This window comes from Citrobacter sp. wls718 (assembly GCF_005280945.1).
GTDB classification, from domain to species: domain Bacteria; phylum Pseudomonadota; class Gammaproteobacteria; order Enterobacterales; family Enterobacteriaceae; genus Citrobacter; species Citrobacter gillenii.
On record NZ_SZWV01000063.1, the window covers coordinates 1 to 23,931 of the forward strand.

The 23,931-nt window shown below is 51.5% G+C and carries 21 protein-coding genes; 1 reads left to right on the forward strand and 20 read right to left on the reverse strand.

Annotation, left to right across the window (positions count from 1 at the left end):
- Positions 1–69 precede the first annotated feature (69 nt).
- From pstS to asnC, 18 genes are all read right to left on the reverse strand, one after another.
- Entirely contained in the window at positions 70–1,110 is a 1,041-nt protein-coding gene (pstS, locus tag FDW95_RS12215; RefSeq protein ID WP_096758984.1) for a phosphate ABC transporter substrate-binding protein PstS, read from the reverse strand.
- A gap of 334 nt (positions 1,111–1,444) precedes the next feature.
- Positions 1,445–3,196 (reverse strand): amidohydrolase, encoded by a 1,752-nt coding sequence (locus FDW95_RS12220; RefSeq protein ID WP_115259877.1) that lies wholly within the window; start codon positions 3,194–3,196, stop codon positions 1,445–1,447.
- A gap of 67 nt (positions 3,197–3,263) precedes the next feature.
- The gene (locus FDW95_RS12225) at positions 3,264–4,151 is read right to left on the reverse strand and encodes an AraC family transcriptional regulator (RefSeq protein ID WP_115259876.1); all 888 of its coding nucleotides are present in this window, start codon (positions 4,149–4,151) and stop codon (positions 3,264–3,266) included.
- 106 nt (positions 4,152–4,257) lie between these two features.
- Positions 4,258–6,087 (reverse strand): glutamine--fructose-6-phosphate transaminase (isomerizing), encoded by a 1,830-nt coding sequence (gene glmS, locus FDW95_RS12230; RefSeq protein ID WP_115259875.1) that lies wholly within the window; start codon positions 6,085–6,087, stop codon positions 4,258–4,260.
- Positions 6,088–6,326: 239 nt separating this feature from the next.
- The gene (glmU, locus tag FDW95_RS12235) at positions 6,327–7,697 is read right to left on the reverse strand and encodes a bifunctional UDP-N-acetylglucosamine diphosphorylase/glucosamine-1-phosphate N-acetyltransferase GlmU (protein ID WP_115259874.1); all 1,371 of its coding nucleotides are present in this window, start codon (positions 7,695–7,697) and stop codon (positions 6,327–6,329) included.
- A gap of 654 nt (positions 7,698–8,351) precedes the next feature.
- Positions 8,352–8,771, reverse strand: coding sequence for a F0F1 ATP synthase subunit epsilon (locus FDW95_RS12240; protein ID WP_005121460.1), 420 nt, complete (start codon positions 8,769–8,771; stop codon positions 8,352–8,354).
- Positions 8,772–8,791: 20 nt separating this feature from the next.
- Positions 8,792–10,174: a F0F1 ATP synthase subunit beta gene (atpD, locus tag FDW95_RS12245; protein ID WP_096758981.1), complete on the reverse strand. Its 1,383-nt coding sequence runs from the start codon at positions 10,172–10,174 to the stop codon at positions 8,792–8,794.
- Positions 10,175–10,200: 26 nt separating this feature from the next.
- The gene (gene atpG, locus FDW95_RS12250; RefSeq protein WP_096758980.1) at positions 10,201–11,064 is read right to left on the reverse strand and encodes a F0F1 ATP synthase subunit gamma; all 864 of its coding nucleotides are present in this window, start codon (positions 11,062–11,064) and stop codon (positions 10,201–10,203) included.
- A gap of 50 nt (positions 11,065–11,114) precedes the next feature.
- Positions 11,115–12,656, reverse strand: a complete 1,542-nt coding sequence (gene atpA, locus FDW95_RS12255) for a F0F1 ATP synthase subunit alpha (RefSeq protein WP_003827026.1) — start codon at positions 12,654–12,656, stop codon at positions 11,115–11,117.
- Between the two features lie 12 nt (positions 12,657–12,668).
- Positions 12,669–13,202, reverse strand: coding sequence for a F0F1 ATP synthase subunit delta (atpH, locus tag FDW95_RS12260; RefSeq protein WP_096758979.1), 534 nt, complete (start codon positions 13,200–13,202; stop codon positions 12,669–12,671).
- Between the two features lie 14 nt (positions 13,203–13,216).
- Positions 13,217–13,687 (reverse strand): F0F1 ATP synthase subunit B, encoded by a 471-nt coding sequence (gene atpF / locus FDW95_RS12265; RefSeq protein ID WP_003827022.1) that lies wholly within the window; start codon positions 13,685–13,687, stop codon positions 13,217–13,219.
- Between the two features lie 59 nt (positions 13,688–13,746).
- A complete protein-coding gene (gene atpE / locus FDW95_RS12270; protein ID WP_000429386.1) occupies positions 13,747–13,986 on the reverse strand; it encodes a F0F1 ATP synthase subunit C in 240 nt (79 codons plus the stop codon).
- Positions 13,987–14,032: 46 nt separating this feature from the next.
- Positions 14,033–14,848 (reverse strand): F0F1 ATP synthase subunit A, encoded by an 816-nt coding sequence (atpB, locus tag FDW95_RS12275; protein WP_096758978.1) that lies wholly within the window; start codon positions 14,846–14,848, stop codon positions 14,033–14,035.
- Positions 14,849–14,855: 7 nt separating this feature from the next.
- Positions 14,856–15,236 (reverse strand): F0F1 ATP synthase subunit I, encoded by a 381-nt coding sequence (gene atpI / locus FDW95_RS12280; RefSeq protein ID WP_096758977.1) that lies wholly within the window; start codon positions 15,234–15,236, stop codon positions 14,856–14,858.
- Between the two features lie 615 nt (positions 15,237–15,851).
- Positions 15,852–16,475 (reverse strand): 16S rRNA (guanine(527)-N(7))-methyltransferase RsmG, encoded by a 624-nt coding sequence (gene rsmG, locus FDW95_RS12285; RefSeq protein ID WP_115259873.1) that lies wholly within the window; start codon positions 16,473–16,475, stop codon positions 15,852–15,854.
- A 105-nt stretch (positions 16,476–16,580) separates the two neighbouring features.
- Positions 16,581–18,470, reverse strand: coding sequence for a tRNA uridine-5-carboxymethylaminomethyl(34) synthesis enzyme MnmG (gene mnmG / locus FDW95_RS12290; RefSeq protein WP_096758975.1), 1,890 nt, complete (start codon positions 18,468–18,470; stop codon positions 16,581–16,583).
- A gap of 372 nt (positions 18,471–18,842) precedes the next feature.
- On the reverse strand, positions 18,843–19,292 hold the full coding sequence (gene mioC, locus FDW95_RS12295) for an FMN-binding protein MioC (protein ID WP_115259872.1): 450 nt from the start codon (positions 19,290–19,292) through the stop codon (positions 18,843–18,845).
- Positions 19,293–19,380: 88 nt separating this feature from the next.
- Positions 19,381–19,839 (reverse strand): transcriptional regulator AsnC, encoded by a 459-nt coding sequence (asnC, locus tag FDW95_RS12300; protein ID WP_045449013.1) that lies wholly within the window; start codon positions 19,837–19,839, stop codon positions 19,381–19,383.
- Between the two features lie 151 nt (positions 19,840–19,990).
- On the opposite strand from asnC, the gene asnA reads away from it, so the two are divergent.
- Positions 19,991–20,983, forward strand: coding sequence for an aspartate--ammonia ligase (gene asnA / locus FDW95_RS12305; protein WP_096758973.1), 993 nt, complete (start codon positions 19,991–19,993; stop codon positions 20,981–20,983).
- Positions 20,984–20,986: 3 nt separating this feature from the next.
- Here asnA and viaA read toward each other — a convergent pair whose 3' ends face one another.
- Together viaA and ravA are read right to left on the reverse strand one after the other, a co-directional pair.
- Positions 20,987–22,438, reverse strand: a complete 1,452-nt coding sequence (gene viaA, locus FDW95_RS12310) for an ATPase RavA stimulator ViaA (RefSeq protein WP_115259871.1) — start codon at positions 22,436–22,438, stop codon at positions 20,987–20,989.
- On the reverse strand, positions 22,432–23,928 hold the full coding sequence (ravA, locus tag FDW95_RS12315) for an ATPase RavA (RefSeq protein ID WP_115259870.1): 1,497 nt from the start codon (positions 23,926–23,928) through the stop codon (positions 22,432–22,434). Before ravA ends, viaA begins: the two co-directional genes overlap by 7 nt.
- Positions 23,929–23,931: the final 3 nt, after the last annotated feature.

Genomic DNA, 23,931 nt, shown 5'->3' on the forward strand with positions numbered 1-23,931 from the left:
TGGGCCTACGGTAGAAACCGTAGGGCGGATAAGCGTAGCGCCATCCGCCAATTCGTCAAAGATATTCTATTAGTACAGTGCTTTACCGCTGCTGTCTTTCACGTTGGTCTTCCATGCAGCACGAATCTGCTCAACCACGTTATCCGGCAGGCTGGCGTAATCCAGGTCATTCGCCTGTTTACCGCCATTTTTGTACGCCCAGTCAAAGAACTTCAGCACTTCAACGCCCTGCTCAGGTTTCTTCTGCTCTTTGTGAACCAGGATGAATGTGGTGGACGTAATCGGCCACGCCTCATCACCTTTCTGGTTAGTCAGATCCTGGGCGAAGGTTTTGCTCCAGTCAGCACCTTTTGCCGCATTTGCAAAGTTTTCTTCGGTCGGGCTTACCGGTTTACCGTCAGCAGAAATCAGTTTGGTATAGGCCAGGTTGTTCTGCTTAGCGTAAGCATATTCAACGTAACCAATGGAGCCTGGCAGACGCTGTACGAACGCGGCGATACCGTCGTTACCTTTACCACCCAGACCGGTTGGCCAGTTAACGGTAGAGCCTGCACCAATTTTAGATTTCCACTCTTCGTTCACTTTTGCCAAGTAGCTGGTGAACACGAAAGAGGTACCGGAACCATCAGCACGACGCACAACGGCGATGTTCTGCGAAGGCAGTTTCAGCCCTGGGTTCAGTTTGGTGATGGCTTCATCATCCCACTTCTTGATTTTGCCGAGGTAGATATCACCCAGGGTCTTACCGTCCAGCACCAGTTCGCCGGATTTCAGGCCAGGGATATTTACAGCCAGCACGACACCGCCGATCACGGTCGGGAACTGGAACAGGCCTTCCTGCGCCAGTTTCTCATCAGACAACGGTGCATCAGAAGCGCCGAAATCAACGGTATTTGCCGTAATTTGTTTTACACCACCGGAGGAGCCGATACCCTGGTAGTTGACTTTACTACCGGTCTCTTTCTGATAAGTATCAGCCCATTTGGCATACACTGGCGCAGGAAAAGTTGCACCTGCACCTGTCAGGCTCGCTGCGGCAAATACAGAGAACGCGCTCATGGATAAGGTCGCGGCGACAACAGTTGCGACAGTGGTACGCATAACTTTCATAATGTCTCCTGCACGGTTTTCGTAAATCATTGTTTGAGTTGCTACTGTGAGCAAAATAGGACAAACAGGTGACAGTTAAATGTACGAAATATGACAGTTTTATGACAATGGAAAAAAGTGAAATACAGAATTTAAAAAATACTTCAAAAACAAGTTATTAACGCATTTCATGACAATAACATTTCGCGAAAATTTTATTTTTATGACACTTAAAAGCGTAGCCAAGGATGACTATTTTTCATCAAAATGCCGTGATGTATTTCTTTTCTAACGGTTCAAAAAACAGGCTATCGTAATGTAAAAGACCACCTCCCGGTGGCCTTTCAGCAGCAGTTTACTTCCCGCTATAGACTTTTTTTCCGGCAAACATCGTCCAAAGCACCGTGGCATCCCGTAGCTTTTCAATACTCACTTTCTCAAGGTTGCGATCGAACAGCACCAGGTCAGCACTTTTCCCTACGGCAATTGAGCCCGTTTCTTTATCGCGGCCAATAACTTTTGCTGCATTCAGGGTGTAAGCCTGTAGCATCGCGGCACGGCTGATTTTTTCACTCTCAGGTGGCAGTTCGCCCTCTTCCCCCATCCGCGTAACTGCCGTGTAAATGGCAAACAGCGGGTTGGGGCTAGATACCGGCCAGTCGCTGGCCCCCGCAATCAGCGCGTGATGGCGGAACAGATCGCCAGCAGGATAAAGGTGTTGGAGTAACGGCGCTGGCACTTTGCCATCCAGCAGAGTTGTCGTTGCACCGTCTTTACCCGCCCACAGCAACTGCATAGACGCTGCGACGTTCAACTGCTGAAATTGAGGGAGGCTCTGCGGGTTGACTATTTCCAGGTGGGTAATGCTGTGCAATATGCCGCTGTTGCCATTCTTTTCGCGCGCACAGGCAACCGCATCCAGTGACTCCTGCACGGCGCGATCGCCGATAGCATGAAAGTGGGCAATCAACTTTTCAGCATCCGCTTTGGCCACCAGCGAACAGAACGTCACTTTATCCAGCGAGTTACTACCACTGTAGCCAAGTCGATTCAGGTATGACTGACTCAACTTCGCGGTCTGGGACGGATATTCAATCACTCCGTCCTGAAAGATTTTAATCCCAGCCAGCTTGATATCGGGTATTCCGGCATATTTATCCCTGATAGCCACTACGTCATCAATGGCTGCTGGAGAAGCGTTAATATTGACCAATGCCAGACCGGTTACGTGGGCGGTGAGTTTTCCGTCCTTCGCCAGAGAACTGTACGCCGGAAGTAGCCCTTCATCGTTGCGTCCCGGGTGAGCATCAAATGACGGTGCCAGCGGGCGCAGGTTGCTCAGCGGCTCCATCCAGGCGGTGATACCATAGCGGTTCATCACCTTTGATCCAGCGATAATCGACTGCGCAATTTTGTCGTTATCGACGGGAGGAATGGCACCGAGCACCCGATCCCATGCGCCTTCGGAGACAAAGCCGTTGAGTTTTCCATTGGGGGTTAGCCCAACATTGGTTCTTATACTGTTGCCAGCGTCAGCAATGGCCTGGGGATCCAACTTGGCTTTACGTAACATGGCGTTATTAACCCAGCCGGTATGGGCATCCGATCCAGCCAGCACCACCGGCGTATCCTGATATTCTGGCGCATTAAATACGCTATCCAGCAGGCTAATATTGTCCCAGTAATCCAGGGATACATTGCTGTAAAACTGGACGCCATGGAGATCCCGCTGAGGGTTACGCTTATTTTTATCGACAAACGCTCTAATCTCTGCCGCTTTTGTCATCCCTTCAGGAAATTCGACGGTGATCGTTTTAAATCCGCCATCAGCAACATGGGCGTGGCTGTCGATCAACCCCGACATCAGGTAATTACCCTGCAAATCAATGCGAATAGCATCAGAACCGGCCTTCTTCAGCACATCGTTGAACGTTCCCACGGCAATGATTTTTTTGCCTTCAATAGCGATGGCTTGTGGAGAGGGATTATTTGGATCGGCGCTGTAGATTTCCCCGCCAAAGATAATCATTTTATTACCTTCCAGAGCAGAGACCGTGGAAGACGTGACGGCCAGTGAACATGCCAGAAAGAGCATTGAAATTCTCATGAAAAATTAACTCCATTGCGTTGCGAATAAACGTATTCGTTGCTGTGTAGATAGCTTTTTTCTGGCGTTAATTCAAAGGGATGCAAATATCATAGACATAATAATCATGCGCGGCATTGGTTTCGTTGTAATATATTTCGTAGCAAGGTTTACCGCTTTTCATCAGCCCTTTCGTTCGCATCCAGGCAAAGGCGAGCGCCCAGGTGTTATCAACCTGATCTCCCCAAGCTGCGCACTTGCATACCAGATAATTTCCGGCGGCTATTGTCTGCACGGCGATATGTCGACTGACCTGCTCCCCCTCGCTGAGTTCAAAACCAACATCCGTGCGGCAATGCTGTTCTGCCGTCACATCTGGCGGATCCCAGTAAACACATAGCATTCCGGCAGGCTGTAACGGCGTTTTGGCGGGCAACGAGGTCAACAAGTCCTGATGCGTTTGTTGGCAGGTCTCTTTACCGTATGGTCCAAATCGGCGCATAAATGCGACCCTACGCGTGGGGAGCGCAATGACTTTTGCGCCCAAAAAGCCTGCTGTATGCCAGTGTGCTTGGGTAGTATCGCACTGAGAATAGGTGCTTTTTTGCTGAGAGACGTGTCCTGTCTTGCTTTTTATTGCCTCCCGAAGGGAGCGACGAAATTCGCCTGGCGATACGGAAAAATGACGGCGAAATGCCCGGGCAAAGTTTTGCGAACTGGAAAATCCGACCTGTAATGCCAGCCCGGTAATATCGCTATGCGGTGCGTCAATCAGGCTCATAGCGGCCTTTTCCATCCGCAGACGACGGGTAAATTCAGCGACCGTTTCGCCAACCTGTGCTTTGAAGATGCGATGAAAGTGATAGCAGGACACAGCGACCTCACGCGAGACCTCTTCCAGAGTCGGGTTAAGATCCAGATGCTGGCTGATGTAGTCCATTGCCCTGAACACCGACTTACGATAGTCCTGCGTCATCTTCTGCCTCATTTAATATACTGATTTTAGACATAAAAAAAATCCGGAGTGCCGTAACAGCACGCCGGATTTTTAGCGCTATCTCCGCGATAAATCGCGTGGCGCGTTACTCTACGGTAACCGACTTCGCCAGGTTGCGCGGCTGATCGACATCGGTGCCTTTAATCAGCGCCACGTGATACGCCAGCAGTTGCAGCGGAACGGTATAGAAGATCGGAGCAATCACCTCTTCCACATGCGGCATCTCAATGATGTGCATGTTTTCGTTGCTGGTAAAGCCCGCATCTTGATCGGCGAAGACGTACAGTTGGCCGCCACGGGCACGAACTTCTTCAATGTTGGATTTCAGTTTTTCCAACAGTTCGTTGTTCGGTGCCACGACGATAACCGGCATATCCGCATCAATCAGCGCCAGCGGGCCGTGTTTCAGCTCGCCAGCTGCGTAGGCTTCCGCGTGAATATAAGAGATCTCTTTCAGCTTCAGCGCGCCTTCCAGCGCAATCGGATACTGATCGCCACGGCCGAGGAACAGTGCATGGTGTTTGTCAGAGAAATCTTCTGCCAGGGCAGCAATGCGTTTGTCCTGAGACAGCATCTGCTCAATACGGTTCGGCAGCGCCTGCAGACCGTGAACGATGTCATGCTCAATAGACGCATCCAGGCCTTTAAGACGTGACAGTTTCGCCACCAGCATCAGCAGTACTGTCAGTTGGGTGGTAAATGCTTTCGTGGAGGCCACGCCGATTTCGGTACCGGCGTTGGTCATCATCGCCAGGTCGGATTCACGCACCAGCGAAGAACCCGGTACGTTACAAATCGCCAGCGATCCCAGATAACCCAGCTCTTTTGATAAGCGCAGACCCGCCAGGGTATCCGCCGTTTCACCAGACTGGGACAGGGTGATCATCAGGCTGTTGCGACGCACCGCTGATTTGCGGTAACGGAATTCAGAGGCGATTTCTACATCACACGGAATACCCGCCAGCGACTCAAACCAGTAGCGAGACACCATACCGGAGTTGTACGACGTACCACAGGCGATGATCTGAATATGCTCCACCTGAGACAGCATCTCGTTGGCATGCGGACCCAGCTCGCTTAAATCCACCTCACCGTGGCTGATGCGCCCGGTCAGCGTATTTTTGATCGCATTCGGCTGTTCGTAGATCTCTTTCTGCATGTAGTGGCGATAGATACCTTTTTCGCCCGCGTCATATTGCAGACTGGATTCAATATCCTGACGTTTAACTTCCACGCCAGACTTGTCGAAAATGGTCACTGAACGACGAGTCACTTCCGCAATATCGCCTTCTTCCAGGAAGATAAAGCGACGGGTTACCGGCAGCAGCGCCAGCTGATCGGAAGCGATAAAGTTCTCACCCATGCCCAAACCAATTACCAGCGGGCTACCAGAACGCGCCGCCAGCAGGATTTCAGGGTTACGGGTATCCATGATCACCGTACCGTATGCACCGCGCAGCTGCGGGATAGTCCGCAGTACGGCCTCACGCAGAGTACCGCCCTGCTCCAGCTCCCAGTGCACCAGGTGAGCAATCACTTCGGTGTCGGTTTCTGACACGAAAGTGTAGCCACGTGTTTTCAGCATTTCACGCAGCGGTTCATGGTTTTCGATGATGCCGTTATGCACCACCACAATGTGATCAGAAACATGCGGATGCGCGTTCGCTTCTGAAGGTTCGCCATGCGTTGCCCAACGCGTGTGAGCAATACCGGTGCCGCCATGTAACGGATGCTCTTCCGCAGCCGCGGTAAGCATCTGTACTTTGCCCAGACGACGCAGACGGGTCATTTTGCCTTCAGCATCGACAACTGCCAGACCGGCAGAGTCATAACCACGATATTCCAGACGACGTAAACCTTCGAGAAGGATTTCAGCAACATCACGCTGCGCGATAGCGCCAACAATTCCACACATATTTTTAGATTCCGAATTTAGGCATTGTGCCTGTCGTTGTCGGTCAACCTGATACCCGTATTCCGGGCGCCCCGAGCCTTGTAGAGAGTGGGGTTATTTTTATGGTACTGCGTGTTGAGCGGAGGATTATATTATCCCCTCATCTCTTGTCTGCCTGATGGCAATCACGTTTATCAGGCCTACTGAACGTCACCGCACGTAGGCCGGATAAGGCAAAGTCGCCATCCAGCAAAAATTAATTACTTCTTCTTCACCGGACGCTTCCAGCCCTGTTTATGGACCTGCGGTACCCGGCTGATAACCAGTTCGTTATCCGCGACATCACGCGTTACGGTGGTCCCGGCGGCAATAGTCGCGCCTTTACCCACGGAGACAGGCGCCACCAGCTGAGTATCAGAACCAACAAACACATCGTCGCCAATAATGGTTTTAAACTTATTGGCACCATCGTAGTTGCAGGTAATAGTCCCTGCGCCGATGTTCACGTTATCGCCAATTTCTGCATCGCCCAGATACGTCAGATGACCGGCTTTGGAGCCTTTACCCAGACGCGCTTTTTTCATTTCGACGAAGTTACCCACGTGTGCGCCTTCCTGCAGCTCAGCACCGGGACGTAAACGTGCAAACGGACCGATAGTACATGCCGCATCGAGGCGTGCATCTTCCACAACGCTGTATGGGCTAAGCTCACAGTCATCACCAATCACGCTGTTCTTGATGACGCAACCTGCGCCAATCTTGACGCGATCGCCGAGGGTCACGTGACCTTCAATGATAACGTTAGTATCAATTTCAACATCGCGCCCGTGAATAAGCGTACCGCGTAGATCAAAACGCGCCGGATCGCGCAGCATCACGCCAGCCAGCAGCAGTTTTTCTGCCTGCTCGGACTGATAAACGCGCTCCAGTCGGGAAAGCTGCAGACGATTATTGACGCCTTCCGTTTCGCTAATACGCGCCGGATGTACTGCGGCAATCTCACGTCCTTCATGATAGGCCATCGCAATGATATCGGTGATGTAGTATTCACCCTGCGCATTGTTGTTGGTGAGTTTTGCCAGCCAGCGCTTCATGTCTGCACCGTTAGCCACCAGAATACCGGTATTGATTTCCTGAATCTGACGCTGCTCGTCGGTGGCATCTTTATGCTCAACGATGCCAGTTACCACGCCGTTTTCACGCGTAATACGCCCGTAGCCGGTTGGGTCATCCAGTTTCACCGTTAACAGGCCGATGCCACCCTGCGGTTTTGCATCGCGCAGACGCTGTAAGGTGTCGGTGGAGATGAGCGGAACATCGCCATAAAGCATCAAAATGTCTTCGTCATCACCAAAGAATGGCGCCGCCTGCTGCATAGCATGACCGGTACCCAACTGCTCTGCTTGCAGAACCCAGTTCAGGTTGTCATCTTTCAGCGTTTGTTTAAGCAGATCGCCACCGTGTCCGTAGACCAGATGTACGCGAGTTGCGCCTAATTCATTAGCAGCATCAATGACATGCTGGACCATCGATTTGCCCGCGAGGGTATGCAGCACTTTAGGAAGATCGGAATACATACGTGTACCTTTGCCTGCGGCAAGGATCACGACGCTCATAGCACTATTCAACATACACGTCCTGACTGTAATTTAAGAACGAATTTATACCGTTTCACATTGAAAATACTACATTTTTTTCATCGTGAAATGGGCCGAAGATAAAACGTTCAATAGGGGAAAATACCTATCGTTTAGCCCACTATTTTCGTCGATATCTACGCCTTTTGTCTTCCCAAAAACAGGAGACTGCTCTTATTAAAGCCTTAGGTTAATGTTTTTGCTATTTTTTTGCCCCATGAATAAAGAATTCAGTGTCCGGACTCAATTTTATTTATCGAATTCAGGGAGTAATAGAAGGAGTGGATCGAGGCGGGGATAGTGCGAAAACGACAGGAGAACAGATGGCGCTAGCTTATAAATTACGCAAAGCATCGCGCCATATTAAAGCAGGTATTACAGGTTGAACGTGCCGAAAGAGACGTTCATGCTGCTGAAAAGGGCGATGATTTTGTTGATCAGTTTCATGTTGGTATCCCGTTTTTATCTGAGTTAATTATGTGACACTCATCACAAAAAAGAGTCTACGCTTCATTTTTTAATCGATCAATATTTATGTGATGAATATCACATAAATTTTAAAATACCTTTTCAGTTTCAAATTATCTAAAACACAGGCATAAAAAAACCAGCCTGAAATCAGACTGGTTTTTGTGTTTCAAGCCGGTGTTACATCGCTTTTTTGGTCAACTCGATAACGCGCAGTTTGGCGATCGCTTTGGCCAGTTCCGCAGATGCCTGAGCGTAATCCACGTCACCATGAGAGCTCTTAATGTGCTCTTCTGCCTTACGTTTCGCTTCCAGGGCTCTCGCTTCATCGAGATCCTGCCCGCGAATCGCGGTATCAGCCAGTACGGTCACGTTGCCAGGCTGCACTTCAAGAATGCCGCCGGACAGATAGATAAACTCTTCATGACCGAACTGTTTAACGATGCGGATCATACCAGGCTTAATGGCGGTGAGCAGCGGTGCGTGTCCCGGGAAAATACCCAGTTCACCTTCACTGCCCGTTACCTGGATTTTTTCGACCAGACCAGAGAACATTTGTTGCTCTGCGCTGACGACGTCCAGGTGGTAAGTCATTGCCATATCACCCTCCGATTAAGGCGTTAAAGTTTTTTCGCTTTTTCCACGGCTTCGTCAATAGAACCAACCATGTAGAACGCTTGCTCTGGCAGGTGGTCGTATTCGCCTTCCATGATGCCTTTAAAGCCACGGATGGTGTCTTTCAGGGAAACGTATTTACCCGGAGAACCGGTAAATACTTCCGCAACGAAGAACGGCTGGGACAGGAAGCGCTGGATTTTACGCGCACGTGCTACCACCAGTTTGTCTTCTTCAGACAGTTCATCCATACCCAGGATGGCGATGATGTCTTTCAGTTCCTGGTAACGCTGCAGCAGGGACTGTACGCCACGCGCGGTGTCGTAGTGTTCCTGACCAACAACCAGCGGATCCAGCTGACGGCTGGTGGAGTCCAGCGGGTCAACGGCCGGGTAGATACCCAGGGATGCGATCTGACGGCTCAGTACCACGGTTGCATCTAAGTGAGCAAAGGTGGTGGCTGGGGATGGGTCAGTCAAGTCATCCGCAGGTACGTATACCGCCTGAACGGAGGTGATAGAACCGGTTTTGGTCGAGGTGATACGTTCCTGAAGAACACCCATCTCTTCCGCCAGAGTCGGCTGATAGCCTACCGCTGATGGCATACGACCCAGCAGTGCGGATACTTCCGTACCGGCCAGGGTGTAACGGTAGATGTTATCAACGAACAGCAGTACGTCACGACCTTCGTCACGGAATTTCTCAGCCATGGTCAGGCCGGTCAGTGCAACGCGCAGACGGTTTCCCGGCGGCTCGTTCATCTGGCCATATACCAGGGATACTTTGTCCAGAACGTTGGAATCGGTCATTTCGTGGTAGAAGTCGTTACCCTCACGAGTACGTTCACCTACACCCGCAAACACAGAATAACCGGAGTGTTCGATCGCGATGTTACGGATCAGCTCCATCATGTTTACGGTTTTACCTACACCCGCACCACCGAACAGACCGACTTTACCGCCCTTCGCGAACGGACACATCAGGTCGATAACTTTAATGCCGGTTTCCAGCAGTTCCTGAGAGCTGGACAGCTCTTCATAGGACGGTGCCGCGCGGTGGATAGCCCAACGCTCTTCTTCACCGATGTCGCCTTTCATGTCGATCGGGTGACCCAATACGTTCATGATACGACCCAGTGTTGCTTTACCTACCGGGACTTCGATCGGGTGCTCGAGGTCTTTTACTTCCAGACCACGACGCAGACCGTCGGAAGAACCCATGGCGATGGTACGTACGATACCGCCGCCGAGCTGCTGCTGAACTTCCAGCACCAGAACTTCATTACCATTCTGAACTTCAAGGGCTTCGTACACACGCGGTACGGCATCCTGAGGGAATTCGACGTCAACTACGGCGCCGATTACCTGGACAATTTTTCCAGTAGCCATCTTGAATCCTCTACGAATTAACCTGGTTATACCGCGGATGCACCACCGACAATCTCGGTGAGTTCCTGAGTAATGCTGGCCTGACGAGCTTTGTTGTATACCAACTGCAGCTCTTTAATCAGGCTGCCGCCATTGTCGGTCGCGGCTTTCATCGCCACCATACGTGCGGCCTGCTCGCTGGCCAGGTTTTCTACCACGCCCTGATAAACCTGAGATTCAACGTAACGACGCAGCAGGGTATCCAGCAGCGGTTTCGGGTCTGGTTCATACAGGTAATCCCAGGCTTTTTGTTTCAACTCTTCATCTTCTGATGCCGGTAATGGCAACATCTGAGTCAGGGTCGGAACCTGTGACATGGTGTTAATAAATTTGTTGCTGACAACGTACAGTCTGTCCAGACGGCCTTCATCGTAGGCCTGCAGCATCACTTTAACCGGACCGATCAGTTCGGACAGGGAAGGGTTATCCCCCATACCGGTTACCTGAGCAACCACGTTACCGCCAACAGAGTTAAAGAAAGACACGCCCTTAGAGCCGATCATTGCGATATCGCACTGAACGCCTTTATCGGACCATGCTTTCATATCCGCCAACAGTTTTTTGAACAGGTTAATGTTCAAGCCGCCGCACAGACCACGGTCGGTCGACACCACCAGGTAGCCCACGCGTTTAACGTCGCGTTCTTCCAGGTAAGGGTGCTTATATTCCAGATTACCATTCGCAAGGTGACCAATCACTTTGCGCATGGTCTCTGCATAAGGACGACTGGCCGCCATGCGATCCTGCGATTTACGCATTTTGGAAGCGGCGACCATCTCCATCGCTTTAGTGATCTTCTGCGTGTTCTGGACGCTTGCGATCTTACTACGTATCTCTTTTGCGCCGGCCATGAGCTTCTCCTCAATGCCTTGCGGTCCGCCCTAGGACAGACCGCCAGACGTTACCAGGACTGGGTTGCTTTGAAGGAATCGAGGATAGCTTTCAGCTTGCCTTCGATTTCATCGTTATAGCCACCGGACTGGTTAATCTCTTGCATCAGCGGAGCGTGATCACGGTCGACGTAAGCCAGCAGAGCGGCTTCAAAGCTACCGATTTTCGCCAGTTCCACATCTTCGAGGTAACCGCGTTCAGCCGCAAACAACACCACACCCTGTTGTGCAACAGACATTGGGGCATACTGTTTCTGCTTCAGCAGCTCAGTGACTTTCTGACCATGGCTCAGCTGCTTACGCGTAGCTTCATCCAGGTCGGAAGCGAACTGAGAAAACGCGGCCAGTTCACGATACTGTGCCAGCGCGGTACGAATACCACCGGACAGTTTCTTGATGATCTTGGTCTGCGCTGCACCACCTACACGCGATACGGAGATACCTGGGTTAACCGCCGGACGAATACCGGAGTTAAACAGGTTGGTTTCCAGGAAGATCTGACCATCGGTAATTGAGATTACGTTGGTCGGAACGAACGCAGAAACGTCACCCGCCTGGGTTTCGATAATCGGCAGAGCGGTCAGGGAGCCGGTTTTACCTTTAACTTCACCATTGGTGAACTTCTCAACGTATTCAGCGTTAACGCGGGATGCGCGCTCCAGCAGACGGGAGTGGAGGTAAAATACATCGCCTGGGAATGCTTCACGTCCTGGCGGACGACGCAGCAGCAGGGAAACCTGACGGTAAGCAACAGCCTGTTTGGACAGGTCATCGTAAACGATCAGTGCATCTTCACCGCGGTCACGGAAGTATTCGCCCATTGCGCAACCAGCATACGGTGCCAGATATTGCAGTGCAGCAGATTCAGACGCGGTAGCCACAACAACGATAGTGTTGGACAGTGCGCCGTGCTCTTCCAGTTTACGAACCACGTTAGAAATGGTGGACGCTTTCTGGCCGATAGCCACGTACACACATTTGATGCCGGAGTCACGTTGGTTGATGATCGCATCGATCGCCATCGCGGTTTTACCGGTCTGACGGTCACCGATGATCAGCTCACGCTGACCACGTCCGATTGGGATCATGGCATCAACGGATTTATAACCGGTCTGTACCGGCTGATCGACGGACTGACGTTCGATTACGCCCGGTGCGATAACTTCGATTGGCGAGAAGCCATCGTTATCAACCGGACCTTTACCGTCGATTGGGGAACCCAGAGTGTTCACCACACGACCCAGCAGGCCACGGCCTACCGGAACTTCAAGGATACGACCCGTACACTTAACCTTCATGCCTTCGGCGAGGTCAGCGTATGGACCCATCACAACTGCACCTACGGAGTCGCGCTCCAGGTTCAGTGCGATAGCGTAACGGTTACCCGGCAGGGAAATCATCTCACCCTGCATACAATCGGCAAGGCCGTGGATGCGGATAACACCGTCACTTACAGAAACAATAGTACCTTCGTTATGAGCTTCGCTCACAACACTGAACTGAGCAATGCGCTGCTTGATCAGTTCGCTGATTTCGGTGGAATTCAGTTGCATGCTCCAGTCCCCTTAAGACTGCAAGACGTCTGCAAGGCGCTCAAGACGGCCGCGTACGCTGCCATCAATGACCATATCACCCGCACGGATGATTACGCCCGCCATTACAGACTTATCGATTTTGCAATTCAGCTTAACTTTGCGTGACAGACGTTTTTCCATCGCGGCGCTGATCTTCGCAAGCTGCTCATCACTCAGTGCATTGGCAGAAGTGACTTCTACCTCAGAGATAGCCTCACTGGCTGCACGCAGGTGAATAAACTGCTCAAGAACATCCGGGAGCGCATTCAGACGGTTATTTTCAGCCATTACCTTAATCAGGTTTTGGCCGCTTTCGTCCAGCTGCTCACCGCAGACTGCGATAAACGACTCAGCGAGCGTTTCCGGCGCCAGCGCGCCAGAGAGAAGCTCTGCCATTTGTTCGTTCTTCGTCACCTCAGCGGCGAACGTCAGCATATCCTGCCAACGGTCAACGCTCTGGTGCTCAACGGCAAAGTCAAAAGCTGCTTTGGCGTAGGGGCGAGCTACCGTAATAAATTCAGACATCAGCCCCTCCCTCCTTACAGTTCAGCGACAAGTTTGTCCACGATGTCGCTGTTAGCAGCTTCATCCACGGAACGTTCGATGATCTTCTCGGCGCCAGCAACAGCCAGGATAGCGACTTGCTTACGCAGTTCTTCGCGAGCACGTTTACGTTCGGCGTCAATTTCCGCCTGCGCTTGTGCCACGATTTTAGTACGTTCCTGCTCTGCTTCAGTTTTGGCTTCGTCCAGGATCTGAGCGCGACGTTTGTTCGCCTGCTCAATGATTACCTGAGCTTCCGCCTTCGCTTTTTTCAGCTGGTCGGTCGCGCTGGCCTTTGCAAGGTCAAGATCCTTATGTGCTCGTTCCGCAGAAGCAAGACCGTCAGCAATTTCTTTCTGACGTTTTTCGATGGCTGCCATTAATGGCGGCCATACGTACTTCATGCAGAACAGAACGAACAGGACAAACGCGATGGCCTGGCCGAGGATTGTTGCGTTAAGATTCACAGCACAATGCCTCTATCTAGTTAACGTTCTGATATTGCTCTTAATTCAAGCAACGCTTACTACGCGACAGCGAACATCACGTACAGACCCAGACCTACAGCGATCATCGGGATAGCATCCACCAGACCCATAACGATAAAGAACTGAGTACGCAGCAGAGGAATCAGATCAGGTTGACGCGCTGCGCCTTCCAGGAATTTACCCCCGAGGATGCCGATACCGATCGCAGCACCGATTGCCGCCAGACCCATCATCACAGCGGCAGCCATGTACAGCAGATCCATATTCAGGTTTTCCATGACAGTCTCCAGTTTGTTTCAGTTAAAACGTAGTAGTGTTGGTAAATTAATGCTCTTCAGACGCCATCGACAGATAGACAATCGTCAGAACCATGAAGATGAAGGCTTGCAGCGTGATAATCAGTATGTGGAAAATGGCCCATGGCACATTCAGGATCCACTGTGACCACCACGGCAACAGACCAGCAATCAGAATGAAAATCAGCTCACCGGCATACATGTTACCGAACAGTCGTAAACCAAGAGAGATTGGTTTGGACAGCAGGCTTACCCCTTCAAGGATTAAGTTGACAGGAATGAACGCCCAGTGATTGAACGGCTGCAGCGTCAACTCTTTCGTGAAGCCACCGATGCCTTTCATTTTGATGCTGTAGAACAGAATGAGGATAAATACGCCCAGTGCCATCGACAGGGTGATGTTCACGTCAGCAGACGGAACCACACGCAGAGCCGGCAGGCCAAAGATATGCTCGCCGATGTACGGCAGCAGGTCGATAGGCAGTAAATCCATCAGGTTCATCAGGAATACCCAGACGAAAATCGTCAGGGCCAGCGGAGCAATCAGCTTGCTTTTGCCATGGTACATGTCTTTCACGCTACCATGTACAAAGCCGATTACCAGCTCAATCGCGGTCTGAAATTTACCCGGTACGCCGCTGGTTGCCTTTTTGGCCACGCTACGGAACACAAGCAGGAACAACAGACCCAGAACCACCGAGAAAAACATGGAGTCAATATTGAGCGTCCAGAAGGTGGCTGGGGGGTTGTGCGGATCCACCAGCGAGAATGTACGTAGGTCCAACTGAAGGTTATTCAGATGGTGTCCTATGTAATCCTGCGGCGTCATATTTTCTGAAGCCATGATGCCTTTACCCTTTGTTGTTAATTACAGCCGGTGCCAGTATCTGAACCACCAGCACCAAAACCCATGTAACGATCAGCGGCGTAAATACCGCCTTCAAAACCGCCAACGCCACCACCAGCAAAACCAGCATCGCTAACACCTTGAAGGCTTCGCCGAAGGCGAACGACCAGGCCACTCGACCTCTTGCTGGTGTATGTGCCTGGTGACGCCAGGCAAATATCATAAACAACATATTAGGCAGTAACACTGCCAATCCACCGCACAATGCGGAGATGCCCCAGAAAGGGTCTTTGAGGCTAAACAGCAATCCACTTGCCATTACCACCAGAAGCTGTGTGAGCAAAAGCTTACGTGCAACGTTTCGACTCAAGAGCGACATAGACATCACGTTTTTACTCCTGCTCCCTTCGAGGTACGCCGCGTGTCGTATAAAACGTTCTTTATAGCTTAGAGTCAAGCATCAAAAAGCGGACAAATTATACGGTGCGCCTTCGTGATTTCAAACAATAAGTAGCTAAAAAGTGAATAAATGTTTAAATATTTTTCTCTGGGCCACATTTATTACTTTTTGGCAAACTGTGAACGATCATGCAAAACTGCAAATACCGCGTAAACACTGGCTGCAAAGCGTGCGACAGATCACATATTGAACATATTCACCTTCGCATAATTAAATTGCGTGGCAAATGATGCCTTTTCATCTTTTTGATATTTAAGCCTAAAATTCATCACTCTTTTAAAAATAGCGCCTAACAACAAAAACACCACTCATTGACATTTATAATAAAAAATTAACACACACCGATGATTGTTAGGTTCTATTTTTAGCAGCCTGATATTTTCACAGTTGACTTGTTTCACTTTTAACAAAAAACGGTACGTTATAGTTATGATGCAAAACAGTAAGTCACCGGTGAAATGTAACAACATTTAACCACACGATCCCCCCTATTTTTTAACGCCTGACGCACCGTTTTATTTCTATTTTTTTTGACAAATATTAAATTTTGTTTGGCTTAATCACCACCAGATGACGTTCGCCATCCAGTTGTGGAACGCGTAATTTTTCAACCGACTCGACGCTGAACTCAGCAGGCAAAGAGGCAATTTCATCCTCAGGCAACTGCCCCTTCAACGCGTAAAAGCGTCCGTTTTGACCCGGTAAATGATGGCACCAGGTCACCATATCGTTCAGCGAAGCGAAAGCACGGCTGATCACGCCATCAAAAGGCGGTTCCGAAGGAAAATCCTCAACCCGACTTTGTACCGGGGTGATGTTTTCCAGCTTGAGTTCATGCTGCACCTGACGCAAGAAGCGTACGCGTTTCCCCAAACTGTCTAACAGAGTGAAATGCGCATCTGGACGTACAATGGAGAGCGGAATACCCGGCAGCCCAGGACCCGTACCAACGTCAATAAAACGCTCCCCCTGCAGATGTGGCGCAACGACAATGCTGTCCAGAATATGACGTACCAGCATGTCGTTGGGATCACGCACCGACGTCAGGTTGTACGCTTTGTTCCATTTATGCAGCATATCGACATACGCTATCAGCTGATTTTTCTGGTGATCGGTAAGAGATATACCGGCATCGGCCAGCAGACGAGAGAGTTTGTTGAGCACGGTCGTTACCTGTTGATGATAATTTGCCCGATGGCACTAACGCTGACCGGGCCTACAAATTTGTAGGGCGGGCAAGCAAAGCGCCCCCGCCAAAATAGTGTGTCATTAAGCGCTGCGGCGCAGCATACCTTGTTTTTTCAGCCATACCAGCAAAATGGAGATGGCGGCAGGCGTAACGCCAGATATGCGCGATGCCTGACCGATGGACACCGGTTTGTGATCGTTCAGCTTGGCAATGACTTCATTCGACAAGCCGGATACCTGGCGATAATCCAGGGTCGCAGGCAACAGGGTGTTTTCATTACGCTGGTGTCTTTCGATCTCGTCCTGCTGGCGAGCGATATAGCCTTCGTACTTAACTTGAATCTCAACCTGTTCAGCAGCCTGAGCATCGTCAAGGCCTGGTGCAAACGCTGACAACGACGTCAGTTGCGCGTAGGTCACGTCCGGGCGACGCAGGAGATCTTCACCGCTGGCCTCACGTGACAACGGGGTCGCCAGGTAAGCGTTCACTTCTGCAGCAGTCTCGGCTAATGGGTTCACCCAGGTCGATTTCAGACGCTGACGTTCTTGTTCAATGCGCTCCAGTTTTTCATTGAAGCGCGCCCAGCGTGCATCATCCACCAGACCCAGCTCGCGTCCTTTTTCGGTCAGACGGAGATCGGCATTGTCCTCACGCAGCATCAAACGGTATTCCGCTCGTGAGGTAAACATGCGGTACGGTTCTTTGGTACCCAGCGTGCAGAGATCGTCCACCAGCACGCCGAGATAGGCCTGAGAACGCGCAGGCGCCCAGCCTTCTTTGTCGGCTGACAGGCGAGCAGCGTTGAGGCCCGCAAGTAAACCTTGCGCAGCGGCTTCTTCGTAACCCGTTGTACCGTTGATTTGTCCGGCAAAGAACAGGCCCTGAATAAATTTGCTTTCCAGAGTCGGTTTTAGGTCGCGCGGATCGAAGAAATCATACTCAATCGCGTAGCCAGGGCGGACGATTCGGGCGTTTTCCATCCCCTGCATTGAGCGCACAATTTGCATCTGCACATCAAACGGTAGGCTGGTGGAGATACCGTTCGGGTAAATTTCGTTGGACGTCAGTCCTTCCGGCTCGAGGAAAATCTGATGCTGGTTCCTGTCGGCAAAGCGCATCACTTTGTCTTCGATCGACGGGCAGTAGCGTGGGCCGATCCCTTCGATCACGCCAGCATACATCGGGCTACGATCGAGGTTATTGCGGATCACGTCATGGGTTTTCTCGTTGGTATACGTGATATAACACGGCATCTGGCGCGGGTGTTGAGAGACGTCGCCAAGGAACGAGAAGACCGGCATGGGGTTATCGCTGTTCTGCTGACCCAGCACGCTGAAATCGATAGTACGCGCATCAATTCGCGGTGGTGTACCTGTTTTCAGGCGGCTGACGCGTAGCGGCAGTTCGCGCAGGCGGCGTGACAGCGGAATAGACGGCGGATCGCCTGCACGGCCACCGCTGTAGTTGTCCAGACCGATATGAATTTTACCGTCGAGGAAGGTTCCGACCGTTAAAACCACGGCTTTGGCACGGAACTTCAGTCCCATTTGGGTCACTGCCCCGACAACACGATCGTTTTCCACAATCAGATCTTCAACCGCCTGCTGGAAGATCATCAGGTTTGGCTGATTCTCCAGAGCAGTACGAACGGCCTGGCGATACAGCACGCGGTCTGCCTGAGCACGGGTGGCGCGCACCGCCGGTCCTTTGCTCGCGTTTAGTATCCTAAACTGAATGCCTGCATGGTCGATCGCTTTGGCCATCAGCCCACCGAGCGCATCCACTTCTTTTACCAGGTGTCCTTTCCCAATACCGCCGATCGCCGGGTTGCAGCTCATCTGTCCCAGAGTGTCGATATTGTGTGTCAACAGCAGGGTCTGTTGACCCATTCGCGCCGCGGCCATCGCGGCCTCGGTGCCTGCATGACCCCCGCCAATGATGATGACGTCAAAAGGATCCTGATAAAACATGGTAATTGCCTCGCATAACGCGGTGTGAAAATGGATTGAAGCCCGGGCCGTGGATTCTACTCAACTTTAGTCGATCGAGAAAGACCTTGGATCCTGGGTATTAAAAAGAAGATCTTTTTATTTAGAGATCTGTTTTATTGTGATCTCTTATTAGGATCGCGATGTTCTGTGGATAAGGGCGATCCTCTGAATAAGATCAACACGTTGCTGAGGATCATTAACTGTGAATGATCGGTGATCCTGGTCCGTATAAGCTGGGATCAAAATGAAGGGTTATACACAACTCAAAAACTGAACAACGGTTGTTCTTTGGATAACTACCGGTTGATCCAAGCTTACTACCAGAGTTATCCACACTCGATCGCACGATCTTTACACGTTTTTGAGTAAATTAATCCAGGATCCGAGCCAAACTTCTGCTGGATCTTCCGGAATGTCGTGTTCGAGGACGTTGATCTTGAGTGTTTCGCCTATCTGTTTTGCACCAGACGCGGTCAGTTCAGTCTGTAATTTATCGATCGCGCCACAGAAGGTGTCATATTCGCGACTGCCAATGCCAATTGCACCAAAACGAACCTGGGAAAGGTCGGGTTTCTGAGACTGTAGATCGTTATAGAAGGGAAGCAGGTTGTCCGGAATGTCTCCCGCACCGTGCGTTGAGCTGATCACCAGCCAAATGCCACAGCTTGAAAGCTCCTCGACCTGCGGGCCGTGCAAGGTTTCGGTTGAAAAACCTGCATCCTCCAGCTTTTCAGCCAGATGTTCTGCAACGTATTCAGCACCGCCAAGGGTACTGCCGCTGATAAGAGTAATGTCTGCCATGCTCGCCCACCTCTATAAAGAGTGCGTATTGTACGCTGTGAGCGAGCTGGGATCTACCTGTGGAAAAATAGGGGATTAAAAAAAACGATTATGGACGAATAGTACGCATAATCGGGTTCTGCAGGACGATCAAGGTTTCAGTGGACTGAATTTCATCGATTGTTTGGATCTTGTTGATAAGTACCTGCTGTAAGGCGTCGATGGATCGGCACATGACCTTAATAAAGATGCTGTAGTGCCCGGTGGTGTAATACGCTTCGGTTACTTCATCAAGGCTTTCCAGTCTGGCCAATGCGGACGGATAGTCCTTCGCGCTTTTCAGGATGATGCCGATAAAACAGCCAACGTCATAGCCCAACTGTTTGGGGCTGACGTCAATGCGCGCCCCGGTAATGATCCCAGCCTGTTTCATCTTCTCTACGCGCACGTGGATCGTCCCCGGGCTGACACCAAACTGTTTAGCCAGTTCAGCGTAGGCTGTACGGGCATTTTCCATTAGGGCGTCGAGAATGCCGCGGTCCAGATTGTCGATCTGATAATTTTCCATAGGTTTTTCTTATGTAGATTGATGATTCGCTCTATTTTAGCGGTTTATTTTAACGAATTAAAATCTAATGAGGCTTTTTGTTTGTTGATTATTGAATATTGACCGCATTCTGTTGCTTAATCATAGGCAACAGGACACAGGAGTAAACATAATGAAAACCGCTTACATTGCCAAACAACGTCAAATTAGCTTCGTGAAATCTCACTTTTCTCGCCAACTGGAAGAGCGTCTGGGGCTGATTGAAGTCCAGGCACCGATCCTGAGCCGTGTAGGAGATGGCACGCAGGATAACTTGTCGGGCTGTGAAAAAGCGGTGCAGGTGAAAGTGAAAGCTTTGCCAGACGCCCAGTTCGAAGTGGTGCATTCACTGGCGAAGTGGAAGCGTCAAACGCTGGGACAACACGACTTCAGCGCGGGTGAGGGGCTGTACACGCACATGAAAGCCCTGCGCCCGGATGAAGACCGTCTCTCTCCGCTTCACTCGGTCTATGTGGACCAGTGGGACTGGGAGCGCGTTATGGGCGATGGTGAGCGTCAATTCTCCACCCTGAAAAGCACGGTAGAGGCTATCTGGGCGGGAATTAAGGCGACCGAAGCGGCGGTAAGCAAAGAATTTGGTCTGGCACCGTTCCTGCCAGAGCAGATCCATTTTGTTCACAGCCAGGAGTTGTTAGCGCGTTATCCGGATCTTGATGCCAAAGGGCGTGAACGTGCCATCGCGAAAGATCTGGGTGCGGTATTCCTGGTGGGGATCGGCGGCAAGCTCAGCGATGGTCATCGTCATGACGTACGTGCGCCGGATTATGATGACTGGAGTTCGGCTTCCGAACTGGGTTACGCCGGTCTGAACGGCGATATTCTGGTCTGGAACCCGGTTCTTGAAGATGCGTTTGAACTGTCTTCCATGGGGATCCGTGTGGATGCCGATGCGTTGAAACACCAGCTTTCCCTGACGGGCGACGAAGATCGCCTGAGTCTGGAATGGCACCAGGCGCTGCTGCGTGGCGAAATGCCGCAGACCATTGGCGGCGGTATTGGTCAGTCACGTTTGACCATGTTGTTGCTGCAGTTGCCGCATATTGGTCAGGTACAGTGCGGCGTATGGCCGGCGCAGGTCCGTGAAAGCGTCGACTCCCTGCTGTAAGTATTAACGCTGCCAGCGTCTGAGCAGGCGGCTTCGCATCCCGGTATCAAAGCGCCAGATATGATCGAAAATGCGCATGATGCCGGGTTTGCCATGGACTGACATCGCAACCGCATGAAAACGGTGTTGATGCACCCGCTGTAACTCCCCAACTTTACTCACTACTTCATCAGGCAATCGCTGAGCGATAAAATCCGAAATCACGACCGCGTCAGCATCAAACCACTCCCGTCCCTGCATCCTTTCAATAATGGCGCGAAAACAGCTGGCAATATCCGTACCGCCGCGAAAACGCTGGCTTAAGAAACGGATCGCCTGCTCAATGCCCTGTGGACCAGACAGTTCGTAGCGCACAACTTCAGTCGAAAATAACATGATGTAGCAGCGACGGTTATCGGCAAGGGCTACGCGCATTAGCGCCAGACAAAAGGCTTTCGCGCACTGCTCATTAAATCCTCCCATTGAACCCGACGTATCCACGCAGACAATAAATGGTCCGCGAGGCTGCTCGTCAAAATCCTGATGCACGACCGGGCGCTCGGTGACTTTTTCACGCCAGGCTTCGCCATGCAGGCGGTATGTCAGCAGCTGTTTTTCCACTAGCCGCCGATAGAACTCATATTCCAGTTCGGTGATGCCAAGGGTCGCCAGCTCCGGAGGGAGTAAACGCAGAATATCGTCGCTTTGTTGGATGCCATCAACCTGCTCCGGGACGGTGGCGGGTTCGCGTACCAGCGTGCGAAAGGTTTCCATTGGCGCATCTTTCCGCGGAACCGATTTGGCTTCCCGGGAGCGTCCCAACTGTTCGGCTAAGCGTTGGAGTTCGGGCTGCTGCGTTAGGAAATCACCGTACTTCACGATCAACTGGTAATCGCCGCGCTTGATTTGACCTGCGCTCATGTCCCATAAACGGCCTGCGGCGGTGTCGTTTTCCGCCAGCACCGGATCCAGCTGTCCGCTCAGCGTCATACGTTCCTGAACTTCACTGAGCAACTGTTCGCGTTCTTCTTCCAGCAACTGGTGATTCAGCGTGGTGGTTTGAATCACCAGGCTTAAACGCCAGCGTTGTAAAAACAGCGTGTGCAGCGCGGGAGTGAATGTACTGTTGCCATCAACCAATTGTTGGGCTTGCCCGGCATAGGGGGAATGTAACCGGTGCAGTAGCGTTAATATTTGCGGTAATTGGACGATAAACTGCGGGGTGGAAAGGAGCTGACTTTGCTGGTAGCACATCACTTCTTCCGTCAGTTCCGGCGGTACGCGGGTATCTTTCAGACGGTTGCGTAATGCCTCGCGCCAGCGGGGAAGATCGTTGGCTATCGCCTTTTTTAGCCGGGGGAATTTTTCAAAAAAAACCGCCAGCTGTGGGGAGGCCAGCAGCGCGAGGATCATCTCTTCGATCATCCCCTCTTCGCTTACCGCCAGCATGATATTCAGCGTATCAAGCGTCAGCATTGCTGTGCCTGGCGGATCTGCTCGCCAACGTCTTGCAGGCTGGCTTCAATCCGGCCTAACCAGTCGCTATGGATAAACAGACATTTTTGTTGTTCGCTAAACCCGCGGTGATGCTGGTGCCACTCGGTATCAAGTGCCTCAAGCTGCTCTTTTATCTCGCTGGGCATATTCTCTTTCGATGAACCCGGAAGGGCCAGGCGGGAGCCTTGTAAGCTGACGTCGCGCACGACCAGGTGCTGGTCGCTGTCGACTTCCATATTCAGCGTCTGGGCAAAGCCTATGCCGTTTAGCTTGCCGCGGATCTCACTGCCTTTGGTCAGCCACTGCTCCAGCGCGCTACGCTCAAACGCAATATGGATAACGTCCATATCATGCAGTTTTAAAGGCTTTTGTAGCAGCAACGTCACTACCGCCGTATTAACGTCTGCAGGTAAATCATAATGTGGACGACGGCTGAACATCCCACCCTGGCGAATAACGGTAAAGGCGGTTTTATCGCTCTGTTGCTGCTGTAACTGGAGGCGGCGCTGCACAATCGCGCCGAGGCGCGTTAGCATTGATTGCTGCTGCCAGGCGTGTCCGGTCATCAATATTTCAATCTGCTGCTGCATCAGATTCAGGCTTTGTGCGTCGTACCACAGGCAATCTTTCAACAGGATAAGATCGATAGGCGCAACCGCATCACGTCCGCTAAAGAAGGCGCTGGCCTGCAACAGGCGGATCGCTTTTTTCCAGCGACGGTCAGAGACGTAAGGAGCGTTAGGTAGTGCATCCAACTGCTGGCGCAGCGTATAGACCAACTCAAAGACGCGATCGGGAAGCGTGATGGTGCCGATATCTTTTTGCCACTGGTAATACTCTTCATCGGTCACCTGTAACGTTGCCGGAACAGGGTTGTCGCTTTCATCCTGCTGGCTTAACAACATGGAGCGGAAGTTGGCCTTGTCCTGCACCTTGTCCAGCCACAGGCGAATTAGCATACGGTCGTACAGTGCTTCCAGGCTGCTGTCTGCTTCAGGCAGTTCGTTGGAGGCCGCCACCAGCAGACGCATCGGGATTTTTTCCTCAAACGCGCCGTTGCGGAAGTGGCGTTCGTTAATGGCGGTCAGCAGGGTGTTGAGGATGGCCGGGCCCGCCTTCCAGATTTCATCCAGAAAAACGATTTCAGCTTCGGGAAGATAACCCGCCGTTAAGCGCTCATAGCGCCCTTCATCTTTCAGGGCCTGAATAGATAGCGGGCCGAAGACTTCTTCTGGCGTGGAGAAGCGCGTCATCAAATATTCGAAAGCGCGCGCATTTTTAAACGCAAACTTCAGCCGACGTGCAATTAAGCTTTTTGCGATCCCTGGCGGGCCGAGTAAGAACACACTCTCACCGCTAAGCGCCGCCAGCAGGCACAGACGAATGGCGTGGCTACGTTCATAGAGTCCCTTTTCCAGCGCATTGCTCAGACGGGAAATTCTTTCCGCTAATAAATGTGGGTGAGCCATAAT